A 19,254-nucleotide genomic window follows, 5' to 3' on the forward strand; every position below is an offset into this window, starting at 1 on the left:
TCTATGGCTGGGAATGGGAAATGGGGGCCGCGGGTTATGCGTGGGCGGCGGTTTTTGCTGCTGCGAGTGGTGCTTGCGGCGGGTTGGGCAGGCGGTGGGAATCTTCCATTCCCTTGCGCCCGATTCCCCATTCCCCGCCTCAAGGGGCCCAATGCACGCGCAGCTTGTTTCCAGGTGCGTTGACGGCCGCCAGCACCGGGTAGGTATGCACGTCGCCGGAAATCAAGGCGGCGTTGAGTACTTCCAGCTTCTGCTTGCCGCGCAGCAACAGCAGCCGGTTGTTGATCGGCGCCAAGCCGTGCGGCGTCAACGTGATGCGCAAATGCCAGTCTTTGGCCACCGGGCAGCCGGTTGCATCCAGCGCGGCGTAGGGCTGGTTGCTCTGCAGAACACGATCCAGATCGCGCGAACCCGGGAACAGCGACGCAGTATGGCCATCGTTGCCCATGCCCAGCACCACCAGGCACGCCGGCTGCGAATGCGCGGCCAGCAAATTGGCGCTGTGCACGCATTCGGCGATGGGCAGGCCCACGCGCACCAGCGGATCGAAGTGCGCGCCTTCGGCCAGATTCATGAAGCTGTTGCGCACCAGCCACGCATTGCTGTCGTGATCCTGCGGCGACAACCAGCGCTCGTCGGCCAGGCCGACTTCAATGCGCGCCCATTCCAGCGGCTGCTCGGCGAGCAGTTCGTAAATCGGTGAGGGCGTTGTGCCACCGGAGAGCAGCATGCGTGCGCGGCCGTGCTGCTGGATCTGCTGGGTCAGGATCGTCCCCATTTCCTTGGCCACGTCTTCGATCCATTCGGCCTCGTTGGCGTGGCGAATGAGCGTGATGCGGTCGGATACGGCGGCGTTCATGCGGATACTCCAGAAGCAGCCCGCTGCATGTCCACCGCATAAGCGGCGGCACCGAGCAGGCCGGGGCAGGGATGAAGAATGGCCATGGACGGAATCTGCGACATGGTCGCGGAGAACCGGCCCTTGCTCTCGAAACGTTGGCGGAAGCCGGAATGCTGCAATTCGTGCAGCAGGCGCGGGACCAATCCGCCGGTCAGGAATACGCCGTCCCAGGCGCCTTGCACCAGCACGGCGTCGCCAGCGACGGCGCCGAAAATTTCCAGAAATACTTCCACCGCGCGTGCGGCTACCGCATCACCTTCCGCTGCGCGGGCGGTGACATCGGCTGGCTGCAGATGGCCCGGATCGGTGCCGGCAATTTCGCTCAAGGCGCGATGGATGTTGACCAGGCCGGGGCCGCAGATCAGGCGCTCGTTGGAGACGCGGCCGAATTGCGCGGACAGGATTTCAAGAATGCGAATCTGCTCCGGCGAGGCCGGTGCGAAGCTGGCATGGCCGCCTTCGGTGGCCAACGGATAATTGCGGCCATCGCGCGCTACCAGACCGCCAACACCCAAGCCGGTGCCCGGGCCGAGCACGCAGTAATTGCGCGATTCGCCGGCCGGCGCAGGCGCCCAACTGGCACCGCCAATCTGCACCACATCCTCCGGACCGAGCAGGGCGATGGACATCGCCTGGGCAACGAAATCATTGATCAGGTGCAGTTGCTTGAAGCCCAACTGCGCTGCGGTGCGCGAGCGTGAAATCACCCACGGATGATTGGTGATGCGTGCTTCGTCACCATCGACACGCCCGGCCACGGCAAACACACCGCTGCCGGCACTTGCGCCTTGCTGTTGCAGGTAATGTGCGGCGGCATCGGCCAGCGAGGCGAACTCGGTGACTGGATACTCGTCGATGCTGCTTTGGTTGAGGGGAACGCTGGCGGAGAGATCCGCCAGCGCAAACCGTGCATTGGTGCCGCCGATATCGGCGACCAGCACCGTGTTCGCCGTTTGGCTCACAGCGCGGCGTCCGCGCGGTTTTCGGCAACGATGGCTGCGGGCAGGAACTGATGCGCCTGGCCCGGGCCCCAGCCGCCGGCCGGGTAGGGTTCCATCGGCAGATCGCTGGCCTTCCACGCGTCGCTGACGCTGTCGATCCAAGCCCAGGCCGCACGCACTTCGTCATCGCGAACGAACAATGCGTGGTTGCCATTGAAGGCATCCAGGAACAGACGTTCGTAAGCAATGCGGCGATGCAAGCCGGTCGGTACCGACAGCTCCAGCTCCAGCGGCTGCAGTTCCAGTGCGCCCCATTCCGGGCCGGCCAGCGAACTCATCAGGCCGAGCTGGATGTTTTCCTGCGGCTGCAGCTGGAAGGTCAGGCGATTCGGCGTGGCGCTCTTGCGGTCGGGCCGCTCGAACAGCCAGTGCGTCACTGGCTTGAGGTTGACCTCGATGCGCGTGGTGCGCTCGGGCAGACGCTTGCCAGTCACCAGATGGAACGGCACGCCAGCCCAGCGCCAGTTGTCGATGTGCGCGGTGACGCCGACAAAAGTTTCGGCCTCGCTGCCTTCCGGCGGCTGGTAGGCCTGCGCTGGTTGACCGTTGATGGTGCCGGCGGTGTAGCGGCCGCGCACCGAATCCTTGGCGGCATGCTTGGCGTCGAGCGGGCGCAGTGCGCGCAGCACTTTCACCTTCTCGTCGCGGATGCGGTCGGCTTCCAGCGATGCCGGCGGCTCCATCGCCACCAGGCACAGCAGCTGCAGGATGTGGCTCTGCACCATGTCGCGCAGCGCGCCGGAGCGGGAGTAATACGAGTCGCGGCCGTCCACGCCATCACTCTCGGCGACCAGAATGTGCACCGACTCGATGAAGTTGCGGTTCCACACCGCCTCAAGCAGCGTGTTGCCAAAGCGCAGCGCCATCAGGTTCTGCACCGGGGCCTTGCCCAGGTAGTGATCCAGACGGAATACGCGGTCTTCGTCGACCAGCTTGCCGATCGATTGCAGGATTTCCTCGGCGCTGTCCGTGTCCGAACCGATTGGCTTTTCCAGCATCAGCCGGTTCGGTGCGGTCAGCGCACCGCCCAGTGCCAGGCCTTCGCAGGTGGAGATGTACAGGCCCGGCGGAATCGCCAGGTAGCTCACGCACTGGCGGTGGACCAGATCCTTGACCGCCTCAGCTACCGATTCGGCGTTGCGCAGGTCCACCGAGCGGTAGTCGATGCGCCCCAGGAGATTGTTGATGTCGTCCTGGCTCGCCTGCGGCATGGCCTGCTCAAGGCGCGGACGCAGCAGGTCGCGGAACTTGTCAGTGTCATGCGGCGACAGCGCCAACGCACGGACACGGAAGTCTTCCGGAAGCAGGCCGTCGCCCAACAGGCGCAACAGGGACGGAAACAGATAGCGCTGGGCCAGATCACCTGTGGCACCGAACAGGAAGAGGGTGTCATGCATGGCTCGAGTTTCGTGTGCTGGTGACATCGTTGTCAATTGCTCGTCATCGGGTGCAAACCCAGTGGGCGGCGTATGTTTGGGTAGTGGCGGGGCCGGGTGCCGCCTCGGTGGGTGTCCGCAGTTCGCAAGGCCGCAGCGCAGGGACCTTTCGTCTGTCCCTGGCCGCTCGGGCCAGCGTTGAATGCAAGGCCGATGGTGCCATATGAATATGCTTACCGTGCACTCGGTTTCCGATGTATACGATTGCAGTGTTTCGATGACAGCGGCCAAGCCGTTGTAGTGGCAGTGGTTGGATGGAAGCACCGCATGAAGTTGAAGAGGTGAAGATGGCTAAGGTTCGTTTCGATGGGGTGCGTAAGGTCTACGACAACGGCCAGGTGGCGGTGCAGGGGGCCAGTTTCGAGATTGCCGACGGCGAGCTGATGGTGCTGGTCGGGCCGTCCGGCTGCGGCAAATCCACACTGTTGCGCATGGTGGCCGGGCTGGAGGAGATCAGCGCCGGCACGCTGAGCATTGGTGACCGCGTGGTCAACGACGTGGCGCCGAAGGATCGGGACATCGCGATGGTGTTCCAGAACTACGCCCTTTACCCGCACATGACCGTGGCCGAGAACCTTGCGTTCGGGCTGAAGTTGCGCGGCCACGAGAAGGCCGAAGTGCAGCGCCGGGTGCAGGGTGCGGCCGAAGCGCTGGGCTTGACTTCCATGCTCGACAAACTGCCGCGCGCGATGTCCGGCGGCCAGCGCCAGCGCGTTGCGCTGGGGCGGGCGTTGGTGCGCGAGCCGGAGGTGTTCCTGCTGGACGAGCCCTTGTCGAACCTGGACGCCAAGCTGCGGCACTCGGTGCGCACCGAGATTGCCCAACTGCATCGCAAGCTCGGCACCACGATGATCTACGTCACCCATGACCAGGTGGAAGCGATGACGCTGGGCCAGCGCATCGTGGTGCTCAACGAAGGGGTGATCCAGCAGATCGACGCGCCGATGGCGTTGTACGACTGTCCCGCGAATCTGTTCGTTGCTGGTTTTCTGGGCAGCCCCGCGATGAACCTGTTGCGCGGCGTCGCCCGTCACGATGATGGCGGTGGCGTGTTGCTGCGCCTGGATGACGGTCAGGATGTGCCGCTGGGTGCGGCAGCGGTGCCGGCGCAGTGGCTGGGTCGCGAACTGGTGGTCGGCGTGCGCCCGGAGCACCTGCAGCCGGCGTCAGGGAATGTGTCGTTCCGCGCCCGGATCGAAGGACTGGAGCCGGTCGGCAACGAGATATTCGTGAATCTGCGCTATGGCGCGCAGGGATTGGTGATCCGTGTCGCGCCGCAGGCCTTGCCGGCGCTGGGGCAGGAGCTCGCCGTGGCGGTCGCGCCGGCCGTGCTGCATTTCTTTGATCCGGCCAGTGGCGAGAGAATCAGTGCCTGAGTTCGGTTTGTAGAGCGGAGCCATGCTCCGCTGTGGCAGTGCCGGGAAGCCTTCCGCCGAGCATGGCTCGGCGCGCTATACGTCAGCGGGTCAGCGCGCCAAGCCGTCCAGCAGCGGCTCGATCTGGGCTGGCTCGCCATTCACCTGCAGCGTGCCGTCTGCCAACTCCAGCGGCAATACCGCAAGGGCCAGGCCGCCGGCGCTGCTGGCAATGCTGCCGACAGTGCCGTCGTTCTGCATCACCGACGTGCCTGCGGTCGCTTCGCTGGCGGTATGCAGCAACGCCAGTGAGCGCTTGGCCTTGCCCAGGAAATGCGTGCGGGCAACGATTTCCTGCCCCGGGTAGCAGCCCTTCTTGACGCTGTAGGCGGCCAGTCGGTCCAACCCCAGTTGTTGTGGTGTCCAGCTTTCGCGTTGGCTCTCCACCAAACGCGGCAAGCCCAGGCGTAGGTCGCTCTGGCGCCAGGCCAGCTCGGCGACCGGGTCGCAGGCTTCGTCCGGGGCAGGGCCGATGTGGAGCGTGCGCGGCAAGGCGGGGCTGCCGACATCCAGCTCGATCACGCCGTCTTCCAGGGTGTGCATCGTCGCGCCGTGCGCGGCAATCGGCGCAACCAGCGCGCCACGTACGACCAAGGTCGTGGCGTGGCTGATGACAACTTTGCGTCGGAACACGAAACGTCGGAGTTGTTCGGCCATGGCCTCGGCGGCGCCGTCGTGGCAGATCAACAGCAGGTTCTGCGCATCCACGCGTAACAGCTGGAAGATAGACAGGACGCGGCCCTTGGCACTTAGCCAGGTGCTCCACTGCCAATGGTTGTCAGCCAGAGTGGGGACGTCATTGGAGAACTGCGCCTGCGCGAATGCGACGCAATCCGGTCCGGAAAGGCTCACAAGCTGCGGTGAGGACAGTGTGCGGAAACCGCTGAAAGCTGGGGCAAGGTTGTCAGACACGAGTGTGAGGACTAAAATTTGTGCGTTGCGAGACCGACAATGATAGGACAAACAACCCCCACTCCCGAGACCGAAGCTGAAGCCCCGCTGGCACCCGAGAAGCAACCGCTTCCCGAGGCCGGAACGGTGCCTGAGGAATTCGGTGGTCGCGGCGGACTTGATCCGGTGCGATATGGCGATTGGGAAAAAAACGGGCGCTGCATCGATTTTTGAGCAGCGTTGAGCCAACGCGGCATTGAGCCGCCCAGCCGAGATATCGAGTCAGCGAATGGCGAACAGACCCCGCCCCCTTTCTCCGCACCTGCAGGTGTACCGCTGGCAGATCCAGATGGCCACCTCGATCCTGCATCGAGCCACAGGCATCATTCTGGCTGTCGGCGCCCTGATCATCGCAGGCGGTTTGCTCGCCTTGATGATGGGCCCTGAGTCCTGGAACTGCTTCACCACCCACGCCAGTGCCTGGTACGGGAAGGTGATCATGTTCGGTTGGACGTGGTGCTTCGCCTACCACCTGTGCAATGGCATCCGCCACATCGTGCAGGACTTCGCCATCGGCTATGACAAGGCCACCTTCGTCCGCAGCGGCTGGTTGTCGGTGATCGCATCACTGGTCATCACTGCGCTGATCTGGGCGTATGTCTGTTTGGGAGCTGCCGCATGAGCAAGTACCGTACCCCGCTCAAGAATGCGCGCGGCCTGGGCAGCTCCAAGTCCGGCACCGAGCACTTCATCCATCAGCGCCTGACCGCCACCGCGCTGGTCGCACTGACCATCTGGTTCCTGTGCCTGGTGCTGAGCCTGATCGGCGCGGATTACGTCACCGCCGTGGACACCATTTCCAAGCCGTGGAACGCGATCCTGCTGGTCGGCTTCCTGGTTGCCATGTTCTGGCACGCCCAGCTTGGCCTGCAGGTGGTCCTTGAGGACTACATCCACAATTCGCTGATGGCTCTTGCGCTGCAGACCACGGTGAAGTTCATCGCCGTGCTCGGCGCGATCATCAGCATCTTTGCGGTCGCCCGCATCGTGTTTGGGAACTGATACATGTCCGCTTACAACATCACTGAACACAAGGTCGACATGGTGGTCGTCGGCGCCGGTGGCGCTGGCCTGCGTGCAACCTTCGGCCTGGCCCAGAAGGGCCTGCAGACTGTCTGCATCACCAAGGTCTTCCCGACCCGTTCGCACACCGTTGCAGCGCAGGGCGGTATTTCCGCCGCGCTCGCCAACATGGGTGAGGACGACTGGCGCTACCACTTCTACGACACCATCAAGGGTTCGGATTGGCTGGGCGACCAGGACGCCATCGAGTACATGTGCCGTGAGGCCATCCCGGCGATCATCGAGCTGGAGCACTACGGCGTTCCGTTCTCGCGTACCGAAGAAGGCAAGATCTATCAGCGTCCGTTTGGTGGCATGACCACCAAGTACGGTGAAGGCCCGTCCGCGCAGCGTACCTGCGCAGCGGCTGACCGTACCGGCCACGCCATCCTGCACACGCTGTACCAGCAGTCGCTGGCGCACAACGCGCAGTTCATGATCGAGTACTTCGCACTCGACCTGATCTTCGACGACGAAGGCGTCTGCCGCGGCGTACTCGCCCTGGATATGGCCGAAGGCACCCTGCACCTGTTCCGTTCGCAGGGCGTGGTGCTGGCAACCGGCGGTTACGGTCGTGCCTACTTCAGCGCCACCTCGGCGCACACCTGTACCGGTGACGGCGGTGGCCTGGTGGCCCGTGCCGGCCTGCCGCTGCAGGACATGGAATTCGTGCAGTTCCACCCGACCGGCATCTATGGCGCCGGCTGCCTGATCACCGAAGGTGTGCGAGGCGAGGGCGGTATTCTGCGCAACAGCAGTGGCGAGCGCTTCATGGAGCGCTACGCACCGCATTACAAGGATCTGGCATCGCGTGACGTGGTGTCGCGTTCGATGACCATCGAAATCCGCGAAGGCCGCGGCGTCGGCGAGCACAAGGATCACATCCTGCTCGACCTGACCCATCTGGGCCCGGGCGTCATCGACGACAAGCTGCCAGGTATCGCTGAAAGCGCACGCATCTTTGCTGGCGTCGACGTGCACAAGCAGCCGATTCCTGTCATCCCGACCGTGCACTACAACATGGGCGGCATCCCGACCAACTACCACGGCGAAGTCGTGCGCAAGGTCGGCGATAACCCCGATGCAGTCGTGCCGGGCCTGTACGCCATCGGCGAAGCAGCCTGCGTGTCGGTGCACGGTGCCAACCGTCTGGGTTCCAACTCGCTGCTCGATCTGGTGGTGTTCGGTCGTGCCGTGGCCAACCGCTGCGCCGAGACGATCAAGCCGGGTGCCACGCACAAGACCCTGCCGTCCGACGCCTGCGACAAGGCCCTGGGCCTGCTCGACAAGCTGCGTCACGCCAATGGCGACACGCCGACCTCGGTCATCCGCGACAACATGCAGCGCACCATGCAGAACGATGCTGCCGTGTTCCGCACCAGCAAGACGCTGGAAGAAGGCTGCCAGAAGATGGCCGAAGTGTTCGATTCGTTCCAGAACGTCAAGGTTTCCGACCGCTCGCTGGTCTGGAACTCGGACCTGATCGAAACCTACGAGCTGAACAACCTGCTGCTCAACGCCGTTGCGACCATCAATTCGGCCGAACAGCGCAAGGAAAGCCGTGGTGCGCACGCACACGAGGACTTCCCGGACCGCGACGACGTCAACTGGCAGAAGCACACGCTGGTCACCGTCGGCGACAAGGGCAAGTGCAGCTTCGACTACCGTCCGGTGCACATGTACACGCTCAGCGATGACGTGTCCGTCGTGCCGCCGAAGCCGCGCGTCTATTGATCCGGGGAACCTACGAACATGGCTGAATTTGCACTTCCGAAGAACTCCCGGATCACCAAGGGCAAGCACTTCCCCGTCAAGGGCGGCGCGAAGAATACGCGTACCTTCAAGATCTACCGCTGGAGCCCCGACGACGACCAGAACCCGCGTACCGACACCTACGAGATCGATCTCGATGCGTGCGGCCCGATGGTTCTGGACGCGCTGATCAAGATCAAGAACGAAATTGATCCGACCCTGACCTTCCGCCGCTCCTGCCGCGAAGGTATCTGCGGTTCGTGCGCGATGAACATCGACGGCACCAATACGCTGGCCTGCACCCGCGCCATTGCCGATTGCGGCAAGGCCGAGGTGCCGATCTACCCGTTGCCGCACATGGACGTGGTCAAGGATCTGGTTCCAGACCTGACCCACTTCTATGCGCAGTACGCGTCGATCAAGCCGTGGATCCGCACCCAGACGCCGGCACCGCCGGACCGCGAGCGCCTGCAGTCGCCAGAAGACCGCAAGAAGCTCGATGGCCTGTACGAGTGCATCCTGTGCGCGTGCTGCTCGACCAGCTGCCCGAGCTACTGGTGGAATGGTGAGCGTTACCTGGGCCCGGCGATCCTGCTGCAGGCGTACCGTTGGATCATCGACTCGCGCGATGAAGACACCGGCGCACGTCTGGACGATCTGGAAGATCCGTTCAAGCTGTACCGCTGCCACACCATCATGAACTGCGCGCGCACCTGCCCGAAGGGCTTGAACCCGGCACTGGCTATTGCCGAGATCAAGAAGCTGATGATGGCGCGCCGCGCGTAAAGCACAGTCGCCCCGGCGCAAGCCCCGGCATCTGCTGTTGATTTGCAGTTGATCTCCCTTCTCCCGCACGCGGGGGAAGGTGGCCCGCAGGGGCCGATGAGGGGCGCTTCTGAAGTTGCCCTTACTGCACTTAGAGTGCCGGTCTGGAGTTCCTCCAAAGGCGGCCCTCACCCCAACCCCTCTCCCGTGAACGGGAGAGGGGCTTAAGCTTGAAGCCATGCAGACCGAAGACGACATCCTGTTGAAGAAGCTGCGCTGGCGTTGCCGGCGTGGCATGCGTGAGCTTGACCAGCTGTTCGGGCGTTATCTGGACCGCCGCTGGGCGGAAGCCCCGGAGGCCGAACGCGCGGTTTTCCTGCAGTTGCTGGAGACCGAGGACGATAAGTTGTGGCGCTGGTCGATGGGCTACGAGGCTTGTCCGGATGCGCCGCAGGCACAACTCCTGGAATACATCCGCTCCCTTCCGGTGTGAGTGGAAACCCTCGCGCTGGTTGATCGCTGCGATCAGTTTGCTGGGACTGCTGGGCGCCATTGCCGCCCTCAATTGTGATCTTGGGCCGCACCAAGCCTGGCCGCTGGCCGTCACGTCCGTTGTATGGGCAGGAGTGCTGGTGCGCAAAGAGTGGCGCCGGCCGCTGCAACGCCTGTTGATTCCCCAGCCGCCGAGTCCGGCCCGGCTGGATGACCTGCCGTTGGAAGCCCTGGAGCTGCTTGAACGCGGACCGCTGCTGATCCTGCGCTGGCGCACCGCCAAGGCGCGCGGGGTCCTGCTGTTTTGGCCGGACAGCCTGCCGCGTGCGCGTAGACGTGAACTGCGTCTGGCCGTTCGCGCCCATGCCGTTTCCCGCAACGCGGAGACAGTGGCACCATAGCGGCAGTTCACGGGCACATACGCATGTTCAAACCCTTACCTGTAGCAATCGGTCTGCGTTACCTGCGTGCAAAGCGCCGTAACGGTTTCATCTCCTTTATTTCCATGGCCTCCATCCTTGGCATTGCGCTCGGGGTGACGGTGCTGATCACGACATTGGCGGTCATGAGTGGCTTCCAGAAGGAGATTCGTGATCGCCTGCTGCAGATGTCGGCGCATGCCACGGTCAGTGCTGACGGCGAGCCGATGACGAACTGGCAGCATGCAGTGGATGTCGCGATGAAGGATCCGCGTGTCGCTGGCGCTGCGCCGTATATCGAGATTCAAGGCATGTTGGCCGGCCCGCGTGTGCAGGGCGCCATCGTGCAGGGCGTCGATCCCGCGCAGGAGCCGAAGGTCTCGGTGCTGGGCGAGAAGATGACGAAAGGCTCGCTCGACAGTTTGAAGCCGGGTGAATTCAACATTCTGCTGGGCAAGGAACTCGCTATCTGGCTGGGCGTGGAGGTGGGCGACAACGTGGTCGCCACGCTCGCCGAAATCCAGGGCACGCCGGTCGGCGCGATGGCGCGTACCAAGCGCTTCAAGGTGAGTGGCATCTTCGAGGCCGGCTCCAACGAAGTGGACCGCGGTGTTGCCTTCGTCAACATGAGCGACCTTGAGCGTGTGCTGCGCGTGGACGGCGTGACCGGCGTGCGCTTGAAGATGCATGACATGGATGAGGCGTACACGGTTGCACGCGATCTTGCGCTCAACCTCAACGGTTATTACCGGGTGAGCGACTGGACCCAGGAGAACGCCAATCTCTATCACTCGTTGAAGATGGAAAAGACGGTGATGGGCATCCTGCTGTCGCTGATCATCGCCATGGGCGCGTTCAACCTGGTGTCCTCGCAGGTGATGCTGGTCACCGACAAGCAGGCCGACATCGCGATCCTGCGCACGTTGGGGCTGACGCCCGGTGGTGTGATGCAGGTGTTCATGGTGCAGGGCACGTTGATCGGTGTGTTCGGCACGATTGCCGGCGTCATTGGTGGCATCACGCTGACGCTCAATCTGGAGCACATCCTTGGGCTGATCGAATCGGTCTTCAACATCAAACTGCTGCCGGAGGATGTGTATTACATCACCGGCTTGCCGACCGACATGCAGACCAGCGATATCGTCGTCATCACCGTTGTCGCGTTGTTGATGAGCTTTGCTGCCACGTTGTACCCGGCGTGGCGCGCGGCCCGCACCCAGCCGGCCGAGGCCCTGCGTTATGAATGAGAATTCCCCGATGGAAGTGGTGATCAGCGCCGAAGGCCTGGGCAAGACCTACGCCGAAGGCAAGATGCATACGCCGGTGTTCGACGGTTTGGATCTGCGCGTGGAAGCCGGCGAGACCGTGGCCATCGTCGGCGCGTCCGGCGCGGGCAAGAGCACCTTGCTGCACCTGCTGGGCGGGCTGGATACGCCCACTGCTGGCGAAGTGTATGTGGCCGGCAATCGCATGTCGGCGCTGTCCGATACCGAACGCGGCCACCTGCGCAATCGTTCACTCGGCTTCGTTTACCAGTTCCACCATCTGCTGCCGGAGTTCACCGCGTTGGAGAACGTGATGATGCCGGTGATGTTGGGTGGCGCCAGTGCAGTGGCCGCAAGTCGCAGTGCCAAGACCTTGCTGGAATCGGTGGGCTTGGGGCATCGGCTTGAACACAAGCCGGGTGAGCTGTCCGGCGGCGAGCGTCAGCGTGCCGCGGTTGCGCGCGCCCTGGTCAACCAGCCGGCCTGCGTGTTGGGCGATGAGCCCACCGGCAACCTGGACGACAAGACCGCAGCGATCGTGTTCGAGCTGATGCTGGAATTGAACCGTGCCCAGCGCACCAGCTTGGTGTTGGTGACACATGACCGCAGCCTGGCGCGCAAGCTGGATCGCGTGTTGGAACTGCGTGAAGGCAAGTTGCACCACCTGGCCCGTAACGAGGTTTAAGCGCTACGTTTGGAGGGGTGGCACATTGCCTTGGAATTCACCTGATGCGGCGGATGATCGACAGGTTCCCCGGCAGTGTCGGGGTTATCCAGACCATGAGGGAGTGGTGTCATGAAGAAGGTGCTTCTTGCATTGATGGCTGTTGCGGCACTGGTTGGCTGCGCCACTGCAGGCAAATTGACCAGTGGCGAGCGGTTGGCGCTGTATCGCAGCCATGCCGGTGAGCCGGTTAAAAGTTTCAGGTACTTCGGTTCGCTCAATGGCTGGACCGAGTTGGGCGACAGCGCGCTGGCGGTGTGGACCAAGCCCAGCGAGGCGTGGCTGTTGAGCCTGAGTGGGCCGTGCCTGGATCTGTCCTTCGCACCGGCCATCACGGTGACCAACATGATGGGGCAGGTGTCAGCCAAGTTTGACCGCGTGATCGTGCACGGCAATGGCCCGATGATGCACGTCCCTTGCCGCATCGACACGATCCAGCCACTGGACGTGAAGGCACTGCGTGCGACAGAGCGGCAATTGCGTGAAGCCAAGCTCGCTGCACGTGCGGAAGAGCAGGCTGACGACGCGAAATAGCGCGCGCAAGCGCGTTGCTGTAGAGCGGAGCCATGCTCCGCTGTGGCATTGCCGGTGAAGCCCCTGCCGAGCATGGCTCGGCACTACCGTGCGCTTAGTTGGATTCTGGTGCGACGTAGCCTGCCGGCTTTTCCGCGCCACCTGAGAACAGGAACTTGACCAGCTCTTCTTCAAGGAAGGCGCGGTGCTTCGGGTCGCGTGGCGAAAGCCGGTTTTCGTTGATCAGCATGGTCTGGTGCGCCAACCATGTGGCCCAGGCCGGCTTGCCGATGTTGGCGAAGATGCGCTGACCCAGCTCGCCGGGGTAGGGCACGAAATCCAGACCTTCGGTTTCGCGTTGTTCGTACTGGCAGAAGACGGAACGGGGCATGACGTAATCCTATGGGTCAATGCGCTCAATGGCGCTCTAGCAATTTGCGGATCGGGGCGGGCAGGCCGATGTCGGCCAGTTCTGTGCGTGCGACCCAGCGCAGGCCGTCATTGTCGCCAACCTTTGCGCGCAGGGCGACTTTGCGTGCATGCAGTGGCTGCAGATGCAGGCGGTAATGGCTGAAAGTGTGGACGATCAGCGGCAGTTCGTTGGCGTTGTCGTAGTTGCCTTTGATGTTGCCATCGAACCAAAGGCGCATCTCAGCGTCGGTATCGGCCTGCGGCAGTGTCCACAGCGAGGCCCAGATGCCGGTCGGTGGGCGCTTGAGCAGCAGGATGCGGCCTTGCGCGTCCTCCAGCAGCAAGGCGGTGGCTTCGCGCTCGGGCAGGATCTTGCTGGGCTTGGGCGTCGGCAGTGAATCCACCAGCCCTTGTGCATGCGCGACGCAGTTGGACTGCAGTGGGCACAGGATGCAGGCTGGCTTTGCGCGGGTGCAGAGTGTGGCGCCGAAGTCCATCTGCGCCTGCGTGTAGTCGGCCATGCGGCCTTTCGGTACGTGGGCAACTTGCTCGGTAGCCAGCGCCCACAGCTGTTTTTCGATGGCAGGCAGACCGGGGAAGCCGACGATGCCGTGGTAACGGGTCATCACCCGTTTGACGTTGCCGTCGAGGATCGGGAACGGCTGGTTCCATGCCTGGCTGAGGATGGCGCCAGCAGTGCTGCGGCCAATGCCGGGCAGGGCGAGCAGTGCATCGAAATCGCAGGGTAGTTCGCCGCCATGCAGCTCAACGCATTGCTTGGCAGCGGCGTGCAGGTTGCGGGCGCGGGCGTAGTAGCCAAGCCCGGCCCAGTTGGCCATCACCGTATCGTTGTCGGCCTTGGCCAGATCGACAAGCGTCGGGAACACCTGCATGAAGCGCAGAAAATACGGAGTTGCCGTAGCGACTTGCGTCTGCTGCAGCATGATCTCCGACAGCCACACCCGATACGGCGAACGCGGATGCTGCCAGGGAAGATCGTGGCGGCCGTGCTGCTCGAACCAGGTGAGGAGTTGGCTGGGGAAGTTGGGCATGGGCTCGCGAAGGCTGGCGGCTGTGGTGTTTCTCTTCTCCCGCTTGCGGGAGAAGGTGCCCCGCAGGGGCGGATGAGGGGGAGCTTGCCGCGGTTCGCCATCAAGGCACATGGCGACGCGTTCTCCATCGCTACGGTTGATGGACGTCCGAGGCGCCCCTCACCCCAACCCCTCTCCCGCACGCGGGAGAGGGGCTTTGAGTGCTTAAGCGGCCTGGCTGCCCAAGGCCTGCGGCAGCAGCGCGTCTACGAAGGCTTCCGGGTCGAATACGCGCAGATCTTCCGGGCGCTCGCCGATGCCGGCGAAGCGGATCGGAATGCCGAATTCGCGAGCCAGCGCGAACACCACGCCGCCCTTGGCGGTGCCGTCCAGCTTGGTCACGACCAGGCCGGTCACGCCGGCAGCGGTGTGGAAATGGCGCAGCTGCGAGAGCGCGTTCTGGCCGGTGGTGCCGTCGATGACCATCAACACTTCGTGCGGAGCGGTGTCGTCGATCTTGCCGAGCACGCGGCGGATCTTGCTCAGTTCGTTCATCAGGCCAGTCTGCGTGTGCAGGCGGCCGGCGGTGTCGGCGATCAGGACGCTGGTGCCGCGTGCCTTGCCGGCCTGCAGTGCGTCGAATGCGACCGAGGCGGCGTCGGCGTTCTGTCCCTGCGCGACCACGGCCACGCCGTTGCGCTCGCCCCAGATCTGCAGCTGTGCCACTGCAGCGGCACGGAAGGTGTCGCCGGCGGCCAGCATCAGGCTGTGGCCTTCATCTTTGAAGCGCTTGGCCAGCTTGCCGATGGTGGTGGTCTTGCCGACGCCGTTGACGCCGACGGTCAGGATCACGAACGGCTTGGCATTGCGGTCGATGACCAGTGGCTTGGAAACCGGCTGCAGCAGTGCGATGAGATCGCTGCGCAGTGCGGCGAGCAACGCATTGGCATCGGCGAATTCGCGCGACTTCATGCGCTTGCGCAGGTCTTCGATCAGCGCGGTGGTGGCGGGGACGCCGACGTCAGCGGTGATGAGTGCGGTTTCGATCTCGTCGAGCAGGTCGTCGTCGAGCTTGGGGTTGCGCGAGAACAGGCCGCCAAAGCTGCGGGCGAAAGTGCTGTTGCGCAGACGCTCGCGCCAGCCGAGCTTGCCGGAGGCGGCTGCCGGGGCGGCGTTTGCGGGAATGAGTGCGTCGTCAGCTTCTGCTGTTTCAACCGTCTGCGCGGGAATGACTTCGGCAATTACGGGGACGGCAGCTGCCGGCGCGATGATTGCGGGCTGGGCTTCTGGCTGGGGAACAGGTGCCGTTTCAATCACTTCAACAACGGGTTGAACTTCAACCACGGTTGCCGGCGTTTCAATCACGATTTCTGCGACGACCGGCGCTGGCGGCAGTGCTTCCTGCACGACGGTGGGAGCGGCGACAGGCGCAGCTTCGATGACAGTCTCGGCGACCGGTGCTTCAACAACCGGTGGATCGAACGCTTCGCTGAGATCGACCGGCGCTGCGGCTTCGGACGGCGCTTTCGGGAATGCGGCTGCCAGATCTTCCGCGCTCAGCGTGGACGGCTTTGCAGGCGGTTGGGCGTCGTCGGTCTTCTTGCGGCGAAAAAAGCTGAACATGGAAGGAAATGGCCTGAAATCAGCTGCATATGCTAACACCGGCGGTACGGCAGCCGCGGGTGGAGTAATGCGGTAGGAGCGAGCTTGGTCGCGAGATTGTGGGGTGTCCCAGATGCGCTGAGCTTGCCCGGCTTACCTGGTTTTGTCGGCTTCGCGGCCGAAGCCGCTCCTACTGGCGGCTCCCGGCATCAATGAGACGGGCTGGGATGCAATCCCAGCCCGTTGGGTCAGGCCGACAACTCCAGCAGCAGCTTGTTCAGCCTGCGCACGTAACCGGCCGGGTCCTTGAGGCTGTCGCCAGCGGCCAGTGCGGCCTGGTCGAACAACACGTGGGCCAGGTCGTTGAAGCGGCTTTCCTCGGCTTCGGCGTCCAGCTTTTCGATCAGCGGGTGCGCGGGGTTGAACTCGAACACCGGCTTGCTGTCGGGCACCTTCTGGCCGCTGGCTTCGAGAATCTGGCGCATCTGCAGGCCCAGGTCCTGTTCGCCGATGGCGAGGATGGCCGGGGAGTCGGTCAGGCGGTGCGACACGCGCACTTCGGCGACGTCTTCACCCAGCGCGGTCTTCAGGCGCGTGACCAGGGCTTCCTTGGTCTTGGCGACTTCTTCCTGCGCCTTCTTGTCTTCCTCGGTTTCCAGCTTGCCCAGGTCGAGGTCGCCGCGCGCGATGTCGACGAACGACTTGCCGTCGAACTCGTTGAGATAGCTCATCAGCCACTCGTCGATGCGGTCGGTCATCAGCAGCACTTCGATGCCCTTCTTGCGGAACACCTCAAGATGCGGGCTGTCCTTCACCTGCTGGAAGCTCTCGCCAGTCAGGTAATAGATCTTGTCCTGGCCTTCGATCATGCGGCCGACGTAATCGGCCAGCGCCACGTTCTGCTCGCCGCTGCCGTCGTGGGTGGAGGTGAAACGCAGCAGGCCGGCGATCTTCTCGCGGTTGTTGAAGTCCTCGGCCGGGCCTTCCTTCAGCACCTGGCCGAAGTTCTTCCAGAAGCCTGCGTAGGCTTCCGGCTGGTCTTTGGCCAATTTTTCCAGCATGTCCAGCGAACGCTTGGTCAGCGCCGACTTCATCGAGTCAATGACCGGGCCGGACTGCAGGATTTCGCGCGACACGTTCAACGGCAGGTCGTTGGAATCGACCACGCCCTTGACGAAGCGCAGGTACAGCGGCAGGAACTGCTCGGCCTGGTCCATGATGAAAACACGCTGCACATAGAGCTTCAGGCCCTTGGGTGCGTCGCGGTGGTACAGGTCGAACGGTGCGCGGCCCGGCGTGTACAGCAGCGAGGTGTACTCGAGCTTGCCTTCGACCTTGTTGTGGGTCCAGGCCAGCGGGTCGGTCGGGTCGTGCGCGATGTGCTTGTAGAACTCCTGGTATTCCTCGTCCTTGATCTCGGACTTGGCACGGGTCCACAACGCGTTGGCGCGGTTGACGGTTTCCCACTCCGGCTCAGCCGGTGCGTCGGCTTCGTCACCGTGATGTTCTTTCTTCAGCTCGATCGGCAGGCCGATGTGATCGGAGTACTTCTTGATCAGGCTGCGCAGCTGCCAACCGTCGGTATAGCTTTCTTCGCCTTCCTTCAGGTGCAGCACGATGCGGGTGCCGCGCTCGGGCTTGTCGATGGTTTCCACCTCGAACTCGCCTTCGCCCTTGGACGACCAATGCACGCCTTCGCTGGCCGGCAGGCCGGCGCGACGGCTGTACACGTCAACCTGGTCGGCCACGATGAAGGCCGAATAGAAGCCCACGCCGAACTGGCCGATCAGGTTGGAGTCTTTCTTCTGGTCGCCGGACAGGTTCTTCAGGAACTCGGCGGTGCCGGACTTGGCGATGGTGCCAAGGTGGGCGATGGCTTCATCGCGGCTCAGGCCGATGCCGTTGTCGTCGATGGTCAGGGTGCGGGCGACCGGGTCGGCCTCGATGCGGATACGCAGCTCGCCATTGCCTTCCAGCAGTTCCGGCTGGGTCAGCGCCTCGAAGCGCAGCTTGTCGCTGGCGTCGGCGGCGTTGGACACCAGCTCGCGCAGGAAGATTTCCTTGTTCGAGTACAGCGAGTGGATCATCAGGTGCAGCAGCTGCTTCACCTCGGTCTGGAACCCGCGGGTTTCCTTATGGCTTTGTGCGTTCATCGGTCGGTCGTGCTCCGTGGCTGACGTGCCGCGCCCAGCGCGGCGGCTGTGACAGGGGTAAGGGTGAACCGGCCGATTTCAAGGTGTGCGCTGCGCGATGGGGCGCTGGTCTATCATCTGCGGCCTGTTTCGGTTGCTACCGGGTGTTCCGCAGATGTCGTTGATTTGCCAGCTGTTGTTGATGGTTTTGCCGGAGGTGGCGGCATGAGTCGCGGGCATGGCAATGCGCCGACCGGCACCGGCCAGGTGCGCATCATTGGCGGGCGCTGGCGCAATACGCGGCTGGAAGTCCCGCAGCTGCAGGGGCTGCGGCCTACCAGCGACCGCGTCCGCGAGACACTGTTCAACTGGTTGATACCCAAACTGGCGGGCGCGCGCGTGCTCGATCTGTTCGCCGGCAGCGGCGCGCTGGGGCTGGAGGCGGTGTCGCGTGGCGCGGCGTCGGCGCAGCTGGTCGAACGCGACCCATCGCTGGTCGCCGCATTGCGCGGCGTGGTCGGCAAGCTGGGCGCGGCCGAGCAGGTGCAGGTGGTCCAGGGCGACGCGGTGCAATGGCTGGACAACGCTGTGCCGGCTCAGGCGGACCTGGTGTTTCTGGATCCGCCTTTCGCCGCCGGGCTGTGGGAGCAGGTGATCGAGCGGCTGCCCCGGCATCTGGCCCCGGGCGCCTGGCTTTACCTGGAAGCGCCAACCGGCGCGGCACCGCGATTGCCGGCCGGCTGGAGCCTGCATCGCGATGGCAGTACCCGCGATGTCAGCTATGCCCTGTATAGACAAGCCGCTGCTACACTTCGCGGCGACATGAACGCGCCTGAACCCGCATGACTACAGCCAATCGCCGCATTGCCGTTTACCCGGGGACATTCGACCCGATCACCAACGGTCATATCGACCTGGTGAACCGGGCCGCGCCGTTGTTCGAGAAAGTGGTGGTGGGCGTGGCGCAGAGCCCGGCCAAAGGCCCGACATTGCCGCTGGAACAGCGCGTGTCGCTGGCCGCGGAAGCACTGAAGCACCTCGCGAACGTGGAAGTGGTGGGTTTTGACACCCTACTGGCCCATTTCGTGCGTGCCTGCCACGGCGGCGTGCTGCTGCGCGGCCTGCGTGCGGTGTCTGATTTTGAATATGAATTCCAGATGGCGAGCATGAACCGCCATCTGATTCCGGAGGTCGAAACCCTGTTCTTGACCCCCTCCGAGCAGCACAGCTTCATTTCGTCCTCGCTGGTGCGTGAAATCGCCCGGCTGGGGGGCGATGTTTCCGGTTTCGTGCCGGCCACCGTGCTGGAAGCGTTGCGTCAGGCCCGCGAAGCCCGCGCGGGCAAGTAAACCATCCGAACAGTTGTACAGAACCTCAAATGG

The 19,254-nt window shown here is 63.6% G+C and carries 21 protein-coding genes; 13 read left to right on the top strand and 8 right to left on the bottom strand.

The window, feature by feature from the left end; all coding sequences use genetic code 11:
- Positions 1-139: 139 nt before the first annotated feature.
- Genes ACREP4_RS10455 through zwf form a run of 3 tightly spaced genes read right to left on the bottom strand, consistent with a single transcriptional unit; the run spans position 140 to position 3,299 of the window.
- Positions 140-859 (bottom strand): 6-phosphogluconolactonase, encoded by a 720-nt coding sequence (locus ACREP4_RS10455; protein WP_431596111.1) that lies wholly within the window; start codon positions 857-859, stop codon positions 140-142.
- Positions 856-1,863, bottom strand: a complete 1,008-nt coding sequence (gene glk, locus ACREP4_RS10460) for a glucokinase (protein WP_431596112.1) — start codon at positions 1,861-1,863, stop codon at positions 856-858. Before glk ends, ACREP4_RS10455 begins: the two co-directional genes overlap by 4 nt.
- Entirely contained in the window at positions 1,860-3,299 is a 1,440-nt protein-coding gene (zwf, locus tag ACREP4_RS10465) for a glucose-6-phosphate dehydrogenase (RefSeq protein WP_431596113.1), read from the bottom strand. The genes glk and zwf overlap by 4 nt, the downstream gene beginning before the upstream one ends.
- Positions 3,300-3,625: 326 nt before the next feature.
- On the opposite strand from zwf, the gene ACREP4_RS10470 reads away from it, so the two are divergent.
- Positions 3,626-4,714 (top strand): ABC transporter ATP-binding protein, encoded by a 1,089-nt coding sequence (locus tag ACREP4_RS10470; protein ID WP_431596114.1) that lies wholly within the window; start codon positions 3,626-3,628, stop codon positions 4,712-4,714.
- 90 nt (positions 4,715-4,804) lie between these two features.
- Here ACREP4_RS10470 and ACREP4_RS10475 read toward each other — a convergent pair whose 3' ends face one another.
- Positions 4,805-5,665 carry a YgfZ/GcvT domain-containing protein gene (locus tag ACREP4_RS10475; RefSeq protein WP_431596115.1) on the bottom strand — a complete coding sequence of 287 codons (861 nt, stop codon included), beginning with the start codon at positions 5,663-5,665 and terminating at the stop codon, positions 4,805-4,807.
- A gap of 39 nt (positions 5,666-5,704) precedes the next feature.
- On the opposite strand from ACREP4_RS10475, the gene ACREP4_RS10480 reads away from it, so the two are divergent.
- From ACREP4_RS10480 to ACREP4_RS10525, 10 genes are all read left to right on the top strand, one after another.
- Positions 5,705-5,878, top strand: a complete 174-nt coding sequence (locus tag ACREP4_RS10480) for a DUF1674 domain-containing protein (RefSeq protein WP_431596116.1) — start codon at positions 5,705-5,707, stop codon at positions 5,876-5,878.
- 55 nt (positions 5,879-5,933) lie between these two features.
- On the top strand, positions 5,934-6,326 hold the full coding sequence (sdhC, locus tag ACREP4_RS10485; protein ID WP_431596117.1) for a succinate dehydrogenase, cytochrome b556 subunit: 393 nt from the start codon (positions 5,934-5,936) through the stop codon (positions 6,324-6,326).
- Positions 6,323-6,706 carry a succinate dehydrogenase, hydrophobic membrane anchor protein gene (gene sdhD, locus ACREP4_RS10490; protein ID WP_431596118.1) on the top strand — a complete coding sequence of 128 codons (384 nt, stop codon included), beginning with the start codon at positions 6,323-6,325 and terminating at the stop codon, positions 6,704-6,706. Before sdhC ends, sdhD begins: the two co-directional genes overlap by 4 nt.
- 3 nt (positions 6,707-6,709) lie before the next feature.
- Positions 6,710-8,500, top strand: coding sequence for a succinate dehydrogenase flavoprotein subunit (sdhA, locus tag ACREP4_RS10495; RefSeq protein WP_431596119.1), 1,791 nt, complete (start codon positions 6,710-6,712; stop codon positions 8,498-8,500).
- A gap of 18 nt (positions 8,501-8,518) precedes the next feature.
- A complete protein-coding gene (locus tag ACREP4_RS10500) occupies positions 8,519-9,304 on the top strand; it encodes a succinate dehydrogenase iron-sulfur subunit (RefSeq protein WP_057631833.1) in 786 nt (261 codons plus the stop codon).
- A 217-nt stretch (positions 9,305-9,521) separates the two neighbouring features.
- Positions 9,522-9,776 (top strand): succinate dehydrogenase assembly factor 2, encoded by a 255-nt coding sequence (locus ACREP4_RS10505; RefSeq protein ID WP_431596120.1) that lies wholly within the window; start codon positions 9,522-9,524, stop codon positions 9,774-9,776.
- A gap of 19 nt (positions 9,777-9,795) precedes the next feature.
- Entirely contained in the window at positions 9,796-10,176 is a 381-nt protein-coding gene (locus tag ACREP4_RS10510) for a hypothetical protein (RefSeq protein WP_431596121.1), read from the top strand.
- A 23-nt stretch (positions 10,177-10,199) separates the two neighbouring features.
- Positions 10,200-11,441 carry a lipoprotein-releasing ABC transporter permease subunit gene (locus tag ACREP4_RS10515; protein WP_431596122.1) on the top strand — a complete coding sequence of 414 codons (1,242 nt, stop codon included), beginning with the start codon at positions 10,200-10,202 and terminating at the stop codon, positions 11,439-11,441.
- On the top strand, positions 11,434-12,144 hold the full coding sequence (lolD, locus tag ACREP4_RS10520; RefSeq protein ID WP_431596123.1) for a lipoprotein-releasing ABC transporter ATP-binding protein LolD: 711 nt from the start codon (positions 11,434-11,436) through the stop codon (positions 12,142-12,144). The genes ACREP4_RS10515 and lolD overlap by 8 nt, the downstream gene beginning before the upstream one ends.
- Positions 12,145-12,255: 111 nt before the next feature.
- Positions 12,256-12,717: a DUF6491 family protein gene (locus tag ACREP4_RS10525; RefSeq protein WP_431596124.1), complete on the top strand. Its 462-nt coding sequence runs from the start codon at positions 12,256-12,258 to the stop codon at positions 12,715-12,717.
- Between the two features lie 94 nt (positions 12,718-12,811).
- On the opposite strand, the gene ACREP4_RS10530 is transcribed toward ACREP4_RS10525, so the two are convergent.
- From ACREP4_RS10530 to htpG, 4 genes are all read right to left on the bottom strand, one after another.
- Positions 12,812-13,087 carry an oxidative damage protection protein gene (locus tag ACREP4_RS10530; RefSeq protein WP_431596125.1) on the bottom strand — a complete coding sequence of 92 codons (276 nt, stop codon included), beginning with the start codon at positions 13,085-13,087 and terminating at the stop codon, positions 12,812-12,814.
- A gap of 25 nt (positions 13,088-13,112) precedes the next feature.
- Positions 13,113-14,159, bottom strand: a complete 1,047-nt coding sequence (mutY, locus tag ACREP4_RS10535; protein WP_431596126.1) for an A/G-specific adenine glycosylase — start codon at positions 14,157-14,159, stop codon at positions 13,113-13,115.
- Positions 14,160-14,363: 204 nt separating this feature from the next.
- Positions 14,364-15,761: a signal recognition particle-docking protein FtsY gene (ftsY, locus tag ACREP4_RS10540; RefSeq protein ID WP_431596127.1), complete on the bottom strand. Its 1,398-nt coding sequence runs from the start codon at positions 15,759-15,761 to the stop codon at positions 14,364-14,366.
- A gap of 227 nt (positions 15,762-15,988) precedes the next feature.
- A complete protein-coding gene (gene htpG / locus ACREP4_RS10545) occupies positions 15,989-17,893 on the bottom strand; it encodes a molecular chaperone HtpG (RefSeq protein WP_431596128.1) in 1,905 nt (634 codons plus the stop codon).
- A 204-nt stretch (positions 17,894-18,097) separates the two neighbouring features.
- On the opposite strand from htpG, the gene rsmD reads away from it, so the two are divergent.
- Together rsmD and coaD are read left to right on the top strand one after the other, a co-directional pair.
- The gene (gene rsmD, locus ACREP4_RS10550; protein ID WP_431596129.1) at positions 18,098-18,718 is read left to right on the top strand and encodes a 16S rRNA (guanine(966)-N(2))-methyltransferase RsmD; all 621 of its coding nucleotides are present in this window, start codon (positions 18,098-18,100) and stop codon (positions 18,716-18,718) included.
- Positions 18,715-19,221 carry a pantetheine-phosphate adenylyltransferase gene (gene coaD, locus ACREP4_RS10555; RefSeq protein WP_431596130.1) on the top strand — a complete coding sequence of 169 codons (507 nt, stop codon included), beginning with the start codon at positions 18,715-18,717 and terminating at the stop codon, positions 19,219-19,221. Before rsmD ends, coaD begins: the two co-directional genes overlap by 4 nt.
- Positions 19,222-19,254: the final 33 nt, after the last annotated feature.

It is taken from the genome of Stenotrophomonas sp. (genome assembly GCF_050737575.1).
Classification (GTDB): Bacteria; Pseudomonadota; Gammaproteobacteria; order Xanthomonadales; family Xanthomonadaceae; genus Stenotrophomonas.

What these genes read in the sequence shown, in the direction of transcription:
- ACREP4_RS10530 (WP_431596125.1), bottom strand. Translation starts at nt 13,087, where the DNA reads ATGCCCCGTTCCGTCTTCTGCCAGTACGAACAACGCGAAACCGAAGGT.
- ACREP4_RS10470 (WP_431596114.1), top strand. Translation starts at nt 3,626, where the DNA reads ATGGCTAAGGTTCGTTTCGATGGGGTGCGTAAGGTCTACGACAACGGC.
- sdhA (WP_431596119.1), top strand. Translation starts at nt 6,710, where the DNA reads ATGTCCGCTTACAACATCACTGAACACAAGGTCGACATGGTGGTCGTC.
- sdhD (WP_431596118.1), top strand. Translation starts at nt 6,323, where the DNA reads ATGAGCAAGTACCGTACCCCGCTCAAGAATGCGCGCGGCCTGGGCAGC.
- ACREP4_RS10500 (WP_057631833.1), top strand. Translation starts at nt 8,519, where the DNA reads ATGGCTGAATTTGCACTTCCGAAGAACTCCCGGATCACCAAGGGCAAG.
- zwf (WP_431596113.1), bottom strand. Translation starts at nt 3,299, where the DNA reads ATGCATGACACCCTCTTCCTGTTCGGTGCCACAGGTGATCTGGCCCAG.
- sdhC (WP_431596117.1), top strand. Translation starts at nt 5,934, where the DNA reads ATGGCGAACAGACCCCGCCCCCTTTCTCCGCACCTGCAGGTGTACCGC.
- mutY (WP_431596126.1), bottom strand. Translation starts at nt 14,159, where the DNA reads ATGCCCAACTTCCCCAGCCAACTCCTCACCTGGTTCGAGCAGCACGGC.
- htpG (WP_431596128.1), bottom strand. Translation starts at nt 17,893, where the DNA reads ATGAACGCACAAAGCCATAAGGAAACCCGCGGGTTCCAGACCGAGGTG.
- ACREP4_RS10455 (WP_431596111.1), bottom strand. Translation starts at nt 859, where the DNA reads ATGAACGCCGCCGTATCCGACCGCATCACGCTCATTCGCCACGCCAAC.
- ACREP4_RS10505 (WP_431596120.1), top strand. Translation starts at nt 9,522, where the DNA reads ATGCAGACCGAAGACGACATCCTGTTGAAGAAGCTGCGCTGGCGTTGC.
- ACREP4_RS10480 (WP_431596116.1), top strand. Translation starts at nt 5,705, where the DNA reads ATGATAGGACAAACAACCCCCACTCCCGAGACCGAAGCTGAAGCCCCG.
- ftsY (WP_431596127.1), bottom strand. Translation starts at nt 15,761, where the DNA reads ATGTTCAGCTTTTTTCGCCGCAAGAAGACCGACGACGCCCAACCGCCT.
- rsmD (WP_431596129.1), top strand. Translation starts at nt 18,098, where the DNA reads ATGAGTCGCGGGCATGGCAATGCGCCGACCGGCACCGGCCAGGTGCGC.
- coaD (WP_431596130.1), top strand. Translation starts at nt 18,715, where the DNA reads ATGACTACAGCCAATCGCCGCATTGCCGTTTACCCGGGGACATTCGAC.
- lolD (WP_431596123.1), top strand. Translation starts at nt 11,434, where the DNA reads ATGAATGAGAATTCCCCGATGGAAGTGGTGATCAGCGCCGAAGGCCTG.
- ACREP4_RS10515 (WP_431596122.1), top strand. Translation starts at nt 10,200, where the DNA reads ATGTTCAAACCCTTACCTGTAGCAATCGGTCTGCGTTACCTGCGTGCA.
- ACREP4_RS10525 (WP_431596124.1), top strand. Translation starts at nt 12,256, where the DNA reads ATGAAGAAGGTGCTTCTTGCATTGATGGCTGTTGCGGCACTGGTTGGC.